The organism is Nocardiopsis exhalans, from assembly GCF_024134545.1.
GTDB classification, from domain to species: domain Bacteria; phylum Actinomycetota; class Actinomycetes; order Streptosporangiales; family Streptosporangiaceae; genus Nocardiopsis; species Nocardiopsis exhalans.
In genome coordinates, this window is sequence record NZ_CP099837.1 from 1,968,008 (window position 1) to 1,985,288 (window position 17,281).

Genomic DNA, 17,281 nt, shown 5'->3' on the forward strand with positions numbered 1-17,281 from the left:
GAGGAGACTGGGTTTGAGCAGCGAAAGCGAACGCCTGGTAGCGGCACTCAGGACCGCGATGAAGGAGAACTCGCGCCTGCGTGCCGAACTGGAAGGCGGTTCCGTGCCGGAGCCGATCGCGATCGTGGGTACGGGCTGCCGCCTTCCCGGCGGTGTCGACACCCCGGAACAGCTGTGGGAAATGGTCTCCGAAGGGCGGGAGGCGGTCGGCCCCTTCCCTGACGACCGCGGCTGGGACCTGGCCGGACTCCTGGCCGAGGGAGAAGACGGCCGACACGTCGACATGGACCGGGGTTCTTTCCTGCGGGACGTCTTCGACTTCGACCCGGCGTTCTTCGGCATATCGCCGCGCGAGGCCGAGGCGATGGACCCCCAGCAGCGCATCCTGCTCGAACTCGCCTGGGAGACGATCGAACGCGCGGGTATCGCCCCGGACTCCCTGGCCGGCAGCGACACCGGCGTCTACGTGGGTCTGAACCAGCAGGAGTACGGTCCACCGGTCCACCGGATGACCACGGACGGCCTCACCCTGACCGGGGTTTCGGCGAGTGTCGCCTCCGGCCGCATCTCCTACTGCCTGGGCCTGGTCGGTCCGGCGCTCACGGTGGACACCGCCTGTTCGTCCTCGCTGGTGGCCCTGCACCTGGCCGTGCGCGCCCTGCGCGATGGCGACTGCTCGCTCGCCCTGGCCGGGGGCGCCACGGTCATGTCGGGCCCCGGTACCCTCACCGAGTTCACCCGGCTGCGGGGGGTGGCCCCCGACGGCCGCTGCAAGGCGTTCTCCCGGGACGCCGACGGCGCCGCGTTCTCGGAGGGTGCTGGCCTGGTCGTCCTGGAACGCCTGTCCGACGCGCGCCGCAACGGCCGTCAGGTCCTCGCGGTGATCAGGGGCGGAGCGGTCAACCAGGACGGTGCGTCCAACGGGCTCACCGCGCCCAACGGCCCCTCCCAGACCCGCGTGATCGGCCGCGCCCTGGCCGATTCCGGTCTGGCACCGGCCGACGTCGACCTGGTCGAGGCACACGGCACCGGGACGTCCCTGGGCGACCCCATCGAGGCCCAGGCGCTGATAGCCGCCTACGGCCGGGACCGCACCGAGGACCGGCCCCTCTGGCTGGGCTCGCTCAAGTCCAACATCGGGCACCCGCAGGCCGCCGCCGGGGTGGCCGGGGTGATCAAGACGGTCGAGGCGCTACGCCACGGCGTCATGCCCCCCACCCTGCACGCGGACCGGCCCACCACCCACGTCGACTGGGACGGCGGGATCCGACTGCTGCACGAACCGCGCCCCTGGACCGGCGGTGACCGGCCGCGCAGGGCCGCCGTCTCCTCGTTCGGGATGAGCGGCACCAACGCCCACCTCATCCTGGAGCAGGCCCCCGACCCCGGGGGCGCCGATCCCGAAGCCCGCGTTCCGGAGAAGGACGCTTCGTCGGGCCGCCCGCGCGCGGCCTCGGTGACCGGGGCCACCGCCTGGCCGCTGTCCGCCCGCACCCCCCAGGCCCTGGCTGCCCAGGCCGTGCGGCTGCACGAGCACGCCCGCGCCCGGCCCGGCCTCGACCCGGCGGACGTCGCCCTGTCCCTGTCCACGATCCGGTCCGCGCTGGAATACCGGGCGGTGGTCGTCGGCGGTGACCGCGACCAGCTCCTCACGGCGCTGTCCTCCCTGGAGACGGGGGCCCCGGGGGCGACCACCGCCACCGGCCGGGCCCGCCCCGACCGCCGCCCCGTGCTGGTCTTCCCCGGTCAGGGCGGGCAGTGGGAGGGCATGGCGGTCGAATTGTTGGACTCCTCGCCCGAGTTCGCCCGGCACATGGCGGCCTGCGAACGCGCTCTTGCACCCCATGTCGGGTGGCGGCTGGCCGACGTGCTCCGAGGCGCTGACGGCGCGCCCTCCCTCGACCGCGTGGACGTCGTCCAGCCCGCACTGTGGGCGGTCATGGTCTCCCTGGCCCGGCTGTGGATGGTCCACGGCCTGACCCCGGCCGCCGTGGTCGGGCACTCACAGGGAGAGGTCGCCGCCGCGCACATCGCCGGTGCCCTGACCCTGGAGGACGCGGCGAAGGTGGTGGCCCTGCGCAGCCGTGCCGTGCTCGACCTGGCCGGGACCGGGGCGATGGCCTCGGTCGCCAGTCCTGCGGCGGCCGTGCGCGAGCGCCTGGACGTGTGGGCGGACCGGGTCGTGGTGGCCGGCGTCAACAGCCCGTCGAACACGGTCGTGGCGGGTGAACCCGAAGCCGTGGCCCAGCTGGTCAAGGAGTGCGAGGCCGATGGTGTCCGAGCCAGGATGATCGCCGTGGACTACGCGTCGCACTCACCGTCCGTGGACCTCCTGCGCGACCGGATCGAGTCGGAGCTGTCCGGGATCGCCCCCGAACTGCCGGGAATCCCCCTGTACTCCACCCTGACCGGCGCTCTCCTGGACGGGCAGCTGCTCGACGCGGCCTACTGGTTCCGGGGCCTGCGCGAACCCGTGCGCTTCGCCGAGGCCACCGAGGCCCTGGTCGCCGCCGGACACGACGTGTTCGTCGAGGTCGGGCCGCACCCGGTGCTGACACCCTCGGTCCAGGAGACCGCCGAGGCCGCGGGGGCCGAGGAGACGGTCGCCTTCGGCACCCTGCGCAGGGACGAGGGCGGGCCGGTCCGCTTCCTGACCTCCCTGGGCCAGGCCCACAGCCACGGGGTAGACCTCGACTGGACTCCGCTCTTCGGTCCGGAGGCCGCTCAGGTCGCCCTGCCCACCTACGCCTTTCAACGCCAGCGCTACTGGCGGCCGGGACCCGGTGCCGACCGGGCCCGGGAAGACGCCCACGACGCTTCCTCCGGAGCCGGTTCCGGCGCCTGCGCCGACGAGTGGACCTACCGCGAGGAGTGGGTGCCCGTCCCGGCCTCCGCCGAGGCCCCCGCCGCCCCGCCCGCTCAGACAGCCCTGCCGGACGCGGCCGGTGGCCGGGGCACCTGGCTGCTGGTCGGCTCCCGGCTCGGCCCGGCCCTCCGGAGCTGTGTTTGCGCCCTCGAGGCGCGCGGCCACCGCACGCGCGTCCTCGACCTGCCGGACGGTGCTGGGCGCGAGGCAGTGACCGCCCTGGTCGAAGGCGTCCGGGACGGTGCCGGGAGTATCGCCGGTGTCCTGCTGACCACCGCCCTGGACCGGGCACACGGGGACACGGATCCCACAGACACCGCTCCCGGCGAGGTCGCTCCCCCGTCCGAAGCGCCCGCCCACCGGGACGCCGTCCTCGTTCTCCAGGCCCTGCTCGGCACTGGGACCGACGCGCGGCTGTGGTGCCTCACCAGCGGCGCGGTCGACAGCGGGTCCGGGGTGAGCGACCCCGCCGCCGCGCTGCTGTGGGGCTTCGGCCGGGTGGCGGCCCAGGAGCACACGGACCGGTGGGGCGGTCTGGTCGACCTCCCCGACCCCGACGACGCGGAGAGCGGGGCCGCCCTGGCCACGGTCCTGGCCGGCGAGGCCGCGGTCGGCGAGGACCAGCTCGCGGTGCGCGGGCGGACCCTGTCGGCCCGGCGGCTCGCCCGCGTCCCGGTCAGCGGGACCGGGATCCGGGACTGGAGGCCCTCGGGCACGGCCCTGGTCACCGGTGGTACCGGTGGCCTGGGCGCGCACACGGCACGCTGGCTCGCGGCGCGAGGCGCGGAGCACCTTCTTCTGCTCAGCCGCCGCGGTCCCGACGCCCCGGGCGCCGGGGAACTCACCGCTGAGTTGCGCGCGGCGGGTGCGGAGGTCACCCTGGTCGCCTGTGACGTCGGTGACCGGGCCCAGCTCGCCGAGGCGCTGTCCCGCATCCCGGAGGGCCTCCCCCTCACGGCGGTCTTCCACACCGCCGCGGAACTGGACGATGCCCCCGTGGCAGACCTCGGCCCGGAGTCCATCGGCCGCGTCCTGCGCGCCAAGGCGGACGGAGCCGTGCATCTGCACGCGCTCACGCGAGGTCTGGACCTGTCGGCCTTCGTGTTGTTCTCGTCGGTGGGTGCCGTCTTCGGTGTGACCGGCCAGGGCAACTACGCGCCCGGTAACGTCTTCTGTGAGTCCTTCGCCCACTACCGCCGGTCCCTGGGGCTGCCCGCGACATCGATCGCCTGGGGCGCCTGGAAGGGGGCCGGGATGGCCGGTCGCGAGGCGGTGGCGGGTCTCCTGAGCCGGCACGGACTGCCCACGATGGAACCGGCACCCGCGGTGGAGGGGCTGCGCCGGGCCCTGGACCACGACCTGACCGCGCTGGCCGTCGCCGACATCGACTGGCCGCGTTTTCGGGTGGCCTTCACCGCGAACCGGCCCAGTCCCCTGATCACCGATCTCGCCCCGGCCGGGGCCGGGGCGCCGTCCGGCCAGACGGCCGGTCCCTCCCCGGAGACGGTCGTCACTGACCTGCGGACCCGGCTGTCCGGTGCGGCACGGGCCGAACGCGTCCGCGTGCTCACCGAGCACGTGTGCGAACACGTGGCGGCCGTCCTCGGATACGGATCAGGCGGGGACGTTCCGACCGACCGCGGCCTGAAGGACCTGGGCATGGACTCGGTCACGGCGGTGGAACTGCGCAATCGGCTCTCCGCGCTCACCGGGGTCCGCCTTCCCCCGGCGGTCGCCTTCGACCACCCCACCTGCGCCGCACTGGCCCGACACGTCGAGGAGCGGGTGTTCGGCAGCGCGGAGCAGGTCGTCCTGGAACGCCTCGACGGACTCGTCGCCGCCCTTGACGAGTTCAAGGGCGAGACCGGGGGCGGATCCGGTGCCGCCGGGGCCTCCGCCGTCGCGGACCGTCTCCGCGCTCTGCTACTGCGCCTGGAGCCGGGTACCCCGCCCCTTCGGGAGCCGGGGTCGGACGACCCCGACCTGGAGAGGGCCTCCAGGGAAGAGCTCTTCGCGCTCATCGACGAGACCCTGGGCGACTGATTCCCACCCGGGGCGGGCGTACCCCGCCCCGGGTGACCGAGTTCTGCCAGCCACCACACGAAGACCAGCGACAAGCACAGCCCAACCCCGGCACCCCGGTGCCGCGACGTGAATCGGCGAGGCATGCCCATGACCGACGACGCACAGGTTCTCGACTACCTCAAACGGGTCACCGCCGACCTGCGGCGCACCCGCGCCGAGCTCACGCGGCTGCGGGAACGCGACAACGAGCCGATCGCCGTGGTGGGCATGGGCTGCCGTCTGCCCGGAGGAGTGAACAGTCCGGAGGAACTCTGGGACCTGCTGGAACGGGGCGCCGACGCCATCGGTGACCTGCCGGACGACCGGGGCTGGGACGTGGAGGACATGCGCGGCCGTCCGGGCATGTCCGCGGGCGGGGGTTTCCTCGACGACGCGGCCGGTTTCGATGCCGCCTTCTTCGGTATCTCGCCGCGCGAGGCCGAGGCGATGGACCCCCAGCAGCGGCTCATGCTGGAGGTGACCTGGGAGTCCCTCGAACGCGCCGGGATCGACCCCGCCTCCCTGGCGCAGACGCCCACCGGCGTCTTCACCGGGATCAGCACGACCGACTACGCCCGTACCACCACCTCGGGCCGGGTGCCCATGCCCGAGGGAGCGGAGGGGTACCTGATGACCGGCACCGCCGCCAGCGTGGCCTCGGGTCGGATCGCCTACACCCTGGGGCTGCGGGGGCCCGCGCTGACCGTGGACACTGCCTGTTCCTCCTCGCTGACCGCCGTTCAGCTCGCCGTGCGGTCCCTGCGCCAGGGAGAGTGCTCTCTGGCGCTGGCGGGCGGGGCGACCGTGATGTCGGGGCCGTCTCTCTTCGCGGAGTCCGCGAAGCAGGGGGTGCTCTCCGCGGACGGTCGTTGCAAGGCCTTCGGCGCCGGGGCCGACGGCACCGGGTTCGCTGAGGGGGCCGCCGCCCTCGTCCTGGAACGGCTCTCGGACGCCGAGCGCTCCGGGCACCGGGTCCTGGCGGTGATCCGGGGCGGCGCGGTCAACCAGGACGGCGCCTCCAGCGGGCTGACCGCCCCCAACGGCCCCGCGCAATCGCGGGTGGTCCGGGCCGCGCTGGCCGACGCCGGGCTGACCCCCGACGACATCGACGCGGTGGAGGCGCACGGAACCGGGACCGAACTCGGCGACCCGATCGAGGCCGAGGCCCTCCTGGAGGTGTTCGGTGACCGGCCGGGGGACCCCCTGTGGCTGGGGTCGGTCAAGTCCAACCTGGGGCACACCCAGGCGGCGGCCGGGGCGGTCGGGATCATGAAGCTGGTGCTGGCCCTTGGTCGTGAGCGGCTGCCGCGAACCCTGCACGCCGAGGAACCCTCGCCCCTGGTGGACTGGGCCTCGGGCGGTGTGCGGCCGCTGTCGGGGGCAAGAAACTGGCCGCGCGGCGAGCGCGTGCGCCGCGCGGGTGTGTCGTCCTTCGGGATCAGCGGGACCAACGTCCACATCGTGCTGGAGGAGGCCCCGGAACCCTCCCCCGGAACGGGTGGCGCCGCGTCGGGGACCCCGGACGCCTCGGAGACCCAGGAGGGCTCGTCGGACTCCGGGCCCCTGACCGGGCCGTTGGTCACGGGGCGGACCGCCTGGCTGCTGTCCGCCCGCGACAGGACGGCGCTCAGCGAACAGGCCGCCCGGCTGGCCGACCACCCGGGCGGCGCCGCGCCGCCCGCCGACGTCGCCCGCGCCCTGGCCAGCACACGCGGCCGGTTCGTCCAGCGCGCGGCCGTCATCGGCGCCGACCCCGAGTCCCTCACCGCAGGGCTGCGTGCCCTGGCTGGGAGCGCGGGAACGGACGGGTGCGCGGCGAGCGTGGTCACCGGCGAGGCCCGCCGGTCCGGCCACTCCGAACAACCGGTCTTCGTCTTCCCCGGCCAAGGCGGCCAGTGGGCGGGCATGGCCAAAGGCCTGATGGCTGACTCCCCGGTCTTCGCCGCGTCCGTGGCCGAGTGCGAACGGGCCCTGGCACCCCACGTCGACTGGTCCCTGTCCGCGGTTCTGCGCGAGGACCCCGGAGCCCCGCGGTTCATGGGCGAGGACGCCCCCGTGGACGTCCTGCAACCGGCCCTGTGGGCGGTGCTGGTCTCCCTGGCCCGGCTGTGGCGGGCCGCGGGTGTCGAGCCCTCCGCCGTGGTCGGCCACTCCCAGGGCGAGGTGGCGGCCGCCTGCGTGGCCGGGATCCTTTCGCTCGAGGACGGGGCCCGGGTGGTCGTGGCCCGCTCGCGCGCGCTCGGCAAGGTCGCGGGTGAGGGCGGCATCGCTGTGGTGGGACTGGGCATGGACGAGGTCGCGGGCCTGATCGACGGGCAGGAGGGACAGCTCGCCCTCGCGGGCGCCAACGGCCCCGAGACCAGCACGGTCGCGGGCAGTGCCGAGGCAGTCCACGGCTTCGTGGCCGCCCGTGAGAAGGACGGGACCTTCGTGCGGCGCATCCCGGTCGACTACACCTCGCACTGCTTCCTCGTGGACCGGGTCGAGGAGGAGGTGCGGGCCGCCCTGGCCGACCTCCGGCCCCGGCCGGGCACCGTACCCCTGTACTCCACCGTGGCACCCTCACCCACGTGGAAACCCGGGGACGAACCGTCGGCGGAGCCCGTGGACGGGACTACGCTCGACGCCGGTTACTGGTACCGGAACCTGCGCCACGGCGTACTCCTCGAACCGGTGGTCCGCCGCCTGGCCCCGGTCAGCCACGCGTTCGTCGAGGTCGGCGCGCACCCGGTGCTGTCGGTGCCGCTGCGCCAGACCCTGGAGGCCGCCGGGGCCGCTGACCTCCCGGTGGTGCACACCCTGCGCCGGGACGAGGACACCGGAGACCGCTTCCTGGCGGCGCTGGCCGAAGCCCACTGCCAGGGGATCGGCGTCGACTGGGAACGGGTGCTGGGCGATGGCGGCCGCGACGTCGACCTTCCCACCTACCCCTTCCAGCGCCGGAGGTACTGGCTGGACGAGCCCCGACTCTCGGGTGACCCCTCCTCGGTCGGCCTCAGCGCCGCCGACCACCCCCTGATCGGCGCCTGGACACCGATCGGCGCGACCGGCCAGACCCTCTTCACCGGTCGGCTCGACCCCGCGCGTGCTCCCTGGCTGACCGAACACACGGTTTCCGGGCGGACGATCCTGCCCGGAACCGCCGCGGTGGAGCTGCTGCTGCGCGTCGGACGGCTCTGCGACCGGCCCGAGATCGCCGAACTGACCCTGAGCGCCCCCCTGGAACTCGACCCCGAGGGGCCGGGCACCCCGGTCCAGGTCATCGTGGAGGCCCCCGACCTGCGTGGAACGCGCGCCTTCCGCCTCCTGTCGTCCTCCGCCGACGGGCAGGAGTGGGCCACGCACGCCGAGGGCCTGCTGGCCCCTGCCACCAGGACCCCCGCCCCGTCCCCCCTCACCCCGGGCCCGGAGGCCACCGAACTCACGGTGGCGGACGCCTACGCGCTCTTCGAGGCCCGGGGCATCGGGTACGGGCCCGCCTTCCAGGGGTTGCGCGCCGTCCGGGCCGACGGCCCTCGGACGTGGGCCGAGGCCGGGCCCGAACCCCTGCCCGCCGACGCCGAGGCGATGACCGGCCCGCATCCGGTCCTGCTCGACGCCGGGCTCCAGTCCCTGCTTCTGCGCGAGGCGGAAGCCGACCAGGCTCCCCGGCTCCTGATGCCCTTCGGCTGGAGCGGGGTGCGGCTGCACGCGCCGGGCGCCCCGGGGCGGGTCCGGGTCCAGCTCACCCGGACCGGTGAGGACACCTACGGGATCCTGGTCACCGACCCCGAGGGGGGACCGGTCCTGAGCGTGGACTCCCTCTCCGTCCGGGAAGCCGCCCCGGCGGCCCAGGCGGACCAGGACGCGCTCTTCCACCAGGACTGGGAGGAGATCGCGATACCCGGGGGGACCGTTCTCCCCGACCCCGGAACCTGGGCGGTGGCGGGTGATCTGGCCGGGGTGGACCGTCGGCCTCAGGAGTGCGCCGAGGCGCCCGACGTGATCGTGCTGGCCCCAGGTGACGAGGGTGCCGGATCCGGCGGTACCCAGAGCCTCGAACAGGCGAACGCCGACCCCGAGCGGGCCCTCGAACGGCTGACCGGTGCCCTGGAACAGCTGCGGGGCTGGGTGGACGACGACCGCTACGCCGCCACCAGGTTCGTCGTGCTCACCCGCGGCGCCGTCAGCCTGCCCGGCGATACCAGTCTGCCCGCGGACCCGTCCGGCGCGGCGCTGTGGGGGCTCATCGCTTCCGCCGAGACCGAGAACCCCGGCCGGTTCCTGCTGCTGGACACCGACCTGACCGGTTCCGAGACCGGCACCGAACTGATCGCCGCGGCGTTGCGCACAGGGGAACCCCGGCTGGCCGTCCGGGGCGGACGGCTCCACGCGCCGCGTCTGGCCCGCAGCCGCTCCGAGGCGGACACCGCCACCCTCCCGCCCGCCCGCAGCCCGGGCTGGCGGCTGCACGCCGACGGCCGGGGCGTCCTCGACGGCCTCACCTACGTCCCCGTGCCCGAACGTCCGCTCGCCCCGCACGAGGTGCGGGTCGCCGTCCGCGCCGCCGGCCTGAACTTCCGCGACGTCCTGATGACCGTGGGCATGTACCCCGAGCCCGGCGACATCGGCAACGAGGGTTCCGGAGTGGTTCTGGAGACCGGGGGCGAGGCCGGAGACCTGTGCCCGGGCGACCGGGTGATGGGGCTCTTCCCCGGCGCCTTCGGCCCGGTCGCGGTGGCCGACCACCGGTACCTGGCCAGGGTCCCCGAGGGCTGGGACCACGCGGAGGCGGCCGCCGTCCCCGCCGTGTACCTGACCGCCTACCTCGCCCTGGTCGAGGAGGCCGGGCTGCGTGAGGGCGAGACCGTGCTCGTCCACTCCGCCGCGGGCGGGGTGGGCCAGGCTGCGCTCGGCCTGGCCCGGCACCTGGGCGCCCGGGTGCTCGCCACGGCCAGCCCCGAGAAGTGGGACCTGCTCCGCTCGTCCGGACTGGGCGAGGCCGAGATCGCGCACTCGCGTGAACTCGGCTTCGAGAAGCAGTTCCGCGCGGCCGCCGACACCGTGGACGTGGTCCTCAACTCCCTCACGGGCGAGGCGATCCCCGCCTCGCTGAGGCTGCTCGGACCGGGCGGCCGGTTCGTGGAACTGGGCCGCAACGAGCTGCTCGGCGCGGACGGCGTCCCCGAGGGCATCGTCTACCGGGCCTTCAACGTCCTGGAGTCGGGGCCGGACCGGATCCAGCGGGCCTTCGCCGCCCTGTTGCCGCTCCTCACAGCCGGCACCCTGCCCCGCGCCCCCCTCACCCGGTACCCGATCGAGGAGGCCCCGGAGGCGTTCCAGGTCATGCAGCGCGGCCGCAACGTCGGCAAGGCGGTCCTGGAGCTGGCCACCCGCTTCCGTCCCGGTGGAACGGTTCTGATCACCGGTGCCACCGGTCGGCTCGGCGCCCTGGTCGCCCGCCACCTGGTCGTCCGGCACGGTGTCGACGACCTCCTCCTGGTCAGCCGCCAGGGCCCCCGCGCCCCGGGGGCCGATGCTCTGGTCGCCGACCTCACCGCCCTGGGCGCCGGGGTCCGGGTCGAGGCCTGCGACGTCTCCGACGCCGAGCGGTTGGGGGACCTTCTCGCCGAGGTACCGGTCTCGGCCGTCGTGCACGCGGCCGCGGTGATCGACGACGCCACCTTCACCGGTCTGACCGCGGACACGGTCGCCCGTGTGATGGGCCCCAAGGCCGTGGGCGCCTGGAACCTGCACCGGCTCACCGCCCACAGCGACCTGGACGCGTTCGTCCTGTTCTCCTCCGCCGCCGGGGTGTTCGGCAGCGCGGGCCAGGCGGCCTACTCGGCCGCCAACGCCTACCTGGACGCCCTCGCCGCGCACCGCCGCGAGCTGGGCCTGCCGGCCCAGTCCCTGGCCTGGGGGCGCTGGTTGGTGGAGTCGGGGGAGTTCGCGGAGATGAGCGAGGTGTCCGCGAACCGGATGTCCCGTACCTGGGGGGTCCAGGGGATCGGTGACCGCGAGGGGTGCGCGCTCCTGGACGCCGCGCTGGCCTCGGACCGCGCCCATCTGGTGCCCTCCCCGCTGGACCTGGTCGGGCTGCGCACCCGAGCGGTCACCCAGGGATCGGTACCACCGCTGATGCGAGGGCTGGTACGCGCCCCGGACCGGAGCGGACGCGGTACCGAAGCGGTGGTCGCGGTTCCGCCCGGCGTCGAGCGCCGGGAGCTGCTCACCCGGCTGGTGTGCGAACGGGCCGCGGAGATCCTGGGCTACCTGGAGTACGGCGCCCACCAGGAGTTCCCCGGGGCCGGGTTCGACTCGCTGACCGCCGTGGAACTGCGCAACCACCTCCAGGAGATCACCGGGCTGCGCCTGCCCGCCACCCTGGTGTTCCAGTTCCCCACACCCCGGGCCCTGGCGCACCACCTCGACCAGGAGATGGGCGGACCCGCCCCGGTGGCGGGCGGGGCGACCACCGCTGACGGAGCCCGCGGCGGTCGGAGCCGCGAGGCGAAATCCGACGACAGCCTGATCGGCCTCTTCTTGGACGCGTGTGCCGCACACCGCCCCAAGCAGGCCGTGGACCTCGCCCTTGCCGCCTCCCGATCCCGCGCGGTCTTCACCGGGGCGTCGCGGTCCGCCGCCACCACGCTGGCCACGGGTCCGGAAGAACCCGTCCTGATCTGCCACCCGTCACTGGTCATGACCTCCGGCCCGCACGAGTTCTCACGGTTCGCCAACCGGTGGCAGGGACGACGCAGGGTCCACGTGCTCTCCGCTCCGGGCTACCTGGAGGGCGAGGAACTCCCCGCTGACCTGGACACCTTCGTGCGGACCCAGGCCGACCAAGCCCTCGCCGCGGCCGACGGGCGCCCGTTCATCCTGGTGGGCCGCTCCTCCGGCGGCTGGACGGCCCACGCCGTCGCCGAGGAGCTCTCCAGCCGGGGGACCCCGCCCGCCAAGGCCGTCCTGCTCGACACGGTGGTGCCCGGCGACGACGACCTTCTGCCCATGGTGACGGAGTTCGTCACCGAACGGGCGCACGAGTTCGAACTCCTGGACACCACCCGCCTGACCGCGATGGGCGCCTACCTCGACCTGTTCTCCACCTGGCGTCCTTCGGAGTGGTCGGGTCCGACGGTTCAGGTGCGGCCCACCGAGGCGGTGGTCACCGCGGCCGGGACCAAACTCGGCCTGGACTGGAGCTGGCCGATCCCCCACGACTGGGTGGAGGTCCCGGGTGACCACTTCACCATGTTGGAGGAGCACGCTCTCCGCACCGCCGAGGAGGTCGACCGGATCGTTTCCGAGGGAGGGAAGCCGAACCGGACCGTCTCCAGGTGGACGACCCTGAAGCGGGCCGTCTCCAAGAGGAAGAGCTCGAGGTGAACCGAGACGGGGCACGGGTGCCCTCCCGGTGGATCCACCGGGAGGGCACCGACCTGCACGTCCTGGACACCGCGGGGGCGGGCCCGCCGGTCGTGATCCTGCACGGCCTGGCCGGGAGCGCGCGCGAGTTCTGGCCCACGGCGCGGGCCCTGGCACCCCTCTTCCGGGTGCTCCTGGTGGACCAGCGCGGCCACGGCCGCAGCACCTCCCGCCCCGCGGACACCTCCCGCGAGGCCTTCGTCGCGGACACCGTCGCCGTCATCGAGGAACTCGCGGACTCCCCGGTCCGGCTCGTGGGCCACTCCATGGGCGCCCACACCGCCATGCTCACCGCGAGCGCCCGACCGGATCTGGTGGAACGCCTCACCCTGCTGGAGTGCCACCCCGGGGGAGACGGCCCCGAGACCGCGACCCGGATCGGAGCGTTCCTGGCCTCCTGGCCGGTGCCCTTCCCCAGCCGGGAAGCGGCCCGTGCCTTCCTGGGCCCAGACGCCCTCAGCGCTGTCTGGGTCGCCGACCTCGTGGAGACTCCCGAGGGATTCGTCCCCCGCTTCGACCCCGCCGTCATGGAAGCGACCATGGAAGGGCTCCGGGAGCCCCGCTGGTCCGAGTGGGAGGGACTGCGGGTCCCCACCCTGGCGGTCTTCGCCGAGTTCGGTATCTTCACCGACGCCCAGACGAGGGAGTTGACCGACCGCCGCCCCGCCACCCGCCGGGCCGACCTGGAAGAGGAGTTCCACGACGCCCACCTCATCCCCGAGGGGCCCTGGCTGCCCGTCCTCAAGGACTGGCTCACCAGCCCGCTCTGACACCTGGAACAAACTCCGCCGCCCCGGACGTTCAGCTGAAGGTGCGCCCGGGCCCTCTCCTCCGGCCCGGAGTCGCCGCGCCCGCCGTGTTGTCGAAACCCTTCCTGCCTGCCCGCCGGGAAAACCGGTTGCCGGCCCTCTTAACCTTGGTTATTGATGAGCACCACCACGCCCGCGCCCGCCGCGGACCAACTCCGTTCCCGGCTGCGCGACCTCATGCCCGCGGACCGGCACCGGCTCCGTCGTCGTATCGACGGCCTGGCCAGGATCCGTGACGAGCGCCGCCGCGCCTCCGTGACCACGCAGATTGCGGGCGACATCGACCGCGCCGAGCTCCGTGTGGGCCTGCGCCGCGAGGCCGTGCCCGAGCTCAGCTACCCCGAAGAGCTCCCGGTCAGCGCCAGGCGCGAGGACATCGCCGAGGCCATCCGGGACAACCAGGTCGTCATCGTCGCCGGTGAGACCGGTTCCGGCAAGACCACCCAGCTGCCCAAGATCTGCCTGGAGCTGGGGCGCGGCGTCATGGGCACGGTCGGGCACACCCAGCCCCGCCGGCTGGCCGCCCGCACGGTCGCCGAGCGCATCGCCGACGAGATCGGCACCCCCCTGGGCGAGACGGTCGGCTACAAGGTCCGGTTCACCGACTCCTCCAACGACAGCACGCTGGTCAAGCTGATGACCGACGGCATCCTGCTGGCCGAGATCCAGCACGACCGCATGCTGCGCCAGTACGACACGCTCATCATCGACGAGGCGCACGAGCGCAGCCTCAACATCGACTTCCTGCTCGGCTACATCAAGCAGCTCCTGCCCAAGCGGCCGGATCTGAAGATCATCATCACCTCGGCGACCATCGACCCCGAGCGGTTCTCCCGCCACTTCGACGACGCCCCCATCGTCGAGGTCTCCGGGCGCACCTACCCGGTCGAGGTCCGCTACCGGCCGATCTCGGACGAGATTCTCGACCCGGAGGAGAAGAATTCGGGTCCAGGGACCGACAAGGACCAGACCCAGGCGATCCTGGACGCCGTCGACGAGCTCTCCACCGAGGACCCCGGCGACATCCTGGTCTTCCTCAGCGGCGAACGCGAGATCCGCGACACCGCCGAGGCCCTCGAAAAGAAGAAGATCCGCGGCCTGGAGGTCCTGCCCCTCTACGCCCGCCTGTCCGTGGCCGAGCAGAAACGCGTCTGGTCCCGGCACAGCGGCCGCCGTGTCGTGCTGGCCACCAACGTCGCCGAGACCTCGCTGACGGTCCCCGGCATCAAGTACGTCATCGACCCCGGCACCGCGCGCATCTCCCGGTACTCCCACCGCACCAAGGTGCAGCGCCTGCCCATCGAGGCGGTCTCGCAGGCCTCCGCCAACCAGCGCAAGGGCCGCTGCGGCCGTGTGTCCGAGGGCATCTGTATCCGCCTGTACTCCGAGGAGGACTTCCTCTCCCGCCCGGAGTACACCGACCCCGAGATCCTGCGCACCAACCTCGCCTCGGTCATCCTCCAGATGGCCCACCTGGGCCTGGGCGACGTCGCCGCCTTCCCGTTCGTGGACGGTCCCGACCACCGCCAGATCAAGGACGGCGTCAACCTGCTGGCCGAACTCGGCGCGCTCCAGCCCGAGGCCGCCCGGACCAAGACGTCCAAGGGGGACGGGGACACCGACGGCAAGCAGGGTTCGGACCGGCAGGGTTCGAAGCAGCGCCGCCTGACCCCGATCGGCCGCCGCCTCGCCCAGCTGCCCATCGACCCCCGCCTGGGCCGCATGGTCCTGGAGGCCGAGAAACGCGACTGCCTGGCCGAGGTCATGGTCATCACCTCGGCCCTGTCCATCCAGGACCCGCGCGAGCGCCCCACGGAGAAGCAGCAGCAGGCCCAGCAGGCGCACGCCCGGTTCACCGACAAGGAATCGGACTTCCTGGCGTTCCTCAACCTGTGGAACCACCTGCGCGACAAGCAGCAGGAGCTGTCCGGCAACCAGTTCCGCCGGATGTGCCGCGAGGAGTTCCTCAACTACCTGCGCGTACGCGAGTGGCAGGACATCCACGGCCAGCTCAAGCAGGTGCTGCGCACGATGGACATCGAGGTCCCGCCGCTGCGTGAGCAGGCCGCCGACCCGCGCGACGTGCACATGTCGCTGCTGGCCGGGCTGCTCTCGCACGTGGGCCTCAAGGACCCGGACAAGCACGAGTACCTGGGCGGCCGCGGGGCGCGCTTCGCGATCTTCCCCGGCTCCGCCCTGTTCAAGAAGCAGCCCCGCTTCGTGATGGTCGGCGAACTCGTCGAGACCTCCAAGCTCTGGGGCCGCATGGTCGCCAAGATCGAGCCCGAGTGGGCCGAGGAGCTCGGCGTCGACATCGTCAAGCGCAGCTACAGCGAACCGCACTGGGAGCGCAAGCGCGGCGCCGTCATGGCCTTCGAACGCGTCACCCTGTACGGGGTGCCGATCGTCGTGCAGCGCAAGGTGTCCTACGGAAGGATCGACCCCGAACTCTCCCGCGAGCTGTTCATCCGCCGCGCCCTGGTGGAGGGCGACTGGGAGACCCGGCACCAGTTCTTCCACGACAACCGCAAGCTCCTCGACGAGGTCGAGGACCTGGAGCACCGTGCCCGCCGCCGCGACATCGTCGTGGACGACAACACGCTCTTCGACTTCTACGACCGCCGCGTCGCCGACTCCGCGATCTCCGCCGCCCACTTCGACTCCTGGTGGAAGAAGGCCCGCCGCGATGAGCCCGAGCTGCTCGACTTCACCCGCGAGGAGCTCATCAACGACGGCGTGGACATGGTCAGCGAGGACGACTACCCGGACGTGTGGCGTCAGGGCGCGTTCGTCTTCCCGCTGACCTACCAGTTCGAGCCGGGCAGCGACTCCGACGGCGTCACCGCGCACATCCCGGTGAAGTTCCTCAACCAGGTCGAGAACACCGGCTTCGACTGGCAGATCCCCGGCCTGCGCAACGAACTCATCACCGCGCTGATCCGTTCGCTGCCCAAGCCGCTGCGCCGCCACTTCGTGCCCGTCCCCGACAACGCGGCCCGCGCCCGGGGCGGCCTGACACCCTACGAGGGCTCCCTCACCGAGGCCCTGGCGGCCGAACTCACCGTGATGGCCTACGGCGAGCGCATCCGCGCCGAGGACTTCCAGCTCGACCGGGTCCCCGACCATCTGCGCATCACCTTCCGCGCACTGGACGAGCGCAAGCGCACCCTGGCCGAGTCCAAGGACCTCGAACAGCTGCGCGCCAAACTCAAACCCCGGCTGCGCGAGGCGATCGCCACCGAGGCCAAGGGCGTGGAGAAGAAGGGCATCACCTCCTGGGACTTCGGTCCGCTGGAGCAGACCCTGGAACGCAAGGCCCTGGGCCCGAAGGTCAAGGGCTACCCGGCCCTGCTGGACGAGGGCGAGAGCGTCGCCATCCGCATCTTCGACACCCGGCCCGAACAGCGCGCCGCCATGCGCGCGGGCACCCGGCGGCTGCTCATGCTGAACATCCCGTCCCCGGCGACGGTGGTCAGCAAGGGCCTGAACAACCCGGACAAGCTCGCCCTGGCGGACAACCCGCACGGCTCCATCCGCAAGATGCTCCAGGACGCCGAGGCGGCCGCCGTCGACCACCTGCTGACCCGCGAGGGCGGCCCGGTGTGGAACGGCGAGGACTTCGCCAAGCTCACCGACCGGGTCCGCGCCGACCTCGGCGACACCCTCGCCGAGATCCTGGGGAAGACGGCCCGCATCCTCGTGCTGTGGCGCAAGATCTCCAAGAAGACCAAGGGCACCACCTCCCTGGCGGTCCTGCCGTCCCTCAACGACATCCAGGGCCAGCTCGGCGACCTCGTCGGCGACGGCTTCGTCACCCGCGCCGGGCTCTCCCGACTGGACGACGTGCACCGCTACCTGCGCGGCATCGAGTACCGACTGGCCAAACTCCCGGAGAACCCGCGCCGCGACCAGGTCAACATGTCCAAGGTCGAACAGATGCGCCAGGCCGTCGCCAAGGTCAGGGGTGTGTTGCCCGCTGGCCGCACCGACGACCCGGACGTGGTCGAACTGCGCTGGATGCTGGAGGAGTACCGGGTGAGCCTCTTCGCCCAGGAGCTCCGCACCGCCTACCCGGTCTCCGACAAACGCATCATGAAGGCCCTGGAGGCCGTCAAGAAGCCCGGGAAGTAAC

General features: G+C 73.0%; 4 protein-coding genes. All 4 read left to right on the top strand.

The window, feature by feature from the left end:
• Positions 1 to 13: 13 nt before the first annotated feature.
• The 4 genes from NE857_RS08770 to hrpA all read left to right on the top strand — a co-directional run bounded on the left by NE857_RS08770 (position 14) and on the right by hrpA (position 17,280).
• On the top strand, positions 14 to 4,909 hold the full coding sequence (locus NE857_RS08770) for a type I polyketide synthase (RefSeq protein WP_425572148.1): 4,896 nt from the start codon (positions 14 to 16) through the stop codon (positions 4,907 to 4,909).
• A 129-nt stretch (positions 4,910 to 5,038) separates the two neighbouring features.
• Positions 5,039 to 12,301 (top strand): type I polyketide synthase, encoded by a 7,263-nt coding sequence (locus NE857_RS08775; protein WP_254420520.1) that lies wholly within the window; start codon positions 5,039 to 5,041, stop codon positions 12,299 to 12,301.
• The gene (locus tag NE857_RS08780) at positions 12,253 to 13,110 is read left to right on the top strand and encodes an alpha/beta fold hydrolase (protein ID WP_254420521.1); all 858 of its coding nucleotides are present in this window, start codon (positions 12,253 to 12,255) and stop codon (positions 13,108 to 13,110) included. The genes NE857_RS08775 and NE857_RS08780 overlap by 49 nt, the downstream gene beginning before the upstream one ends.
• Before the next feature lie 156 nt (positions 13,111 to 13,266).
• Positions 13,267 to 17,280: an ATP-dependent RNA helicase HrpA gene (hrpA, locus tag NE857_RS08785; protein ID WP_254420522.1), complete on the top strand. Its 4,014-nt coding sequence runs from the start codon at positions 13,267 to 13,269 to the stop codon at positions 17,278 to 17,280.
• The last annotated feature ends 1 nt before the right edge of the window (position 17,281 follow it).

What these genes read in the sequence shown, in the direction of transcription:
- hrpA (WP_254420522.1), top strand. Translation starts at nt 13,267, where the DNA reads ATGAGCACCACCACGCCCGCGCCCGCCGCGGACCAACTCCGTTCCCGG.
- NE857_RS08775 (WP_254420520.1), top strand. Translation starts at nt 5,039, where the DNA reads ATGACCGACGACGCACAGGTTCTCGACTACCTCAAACGGGTCACCGCC.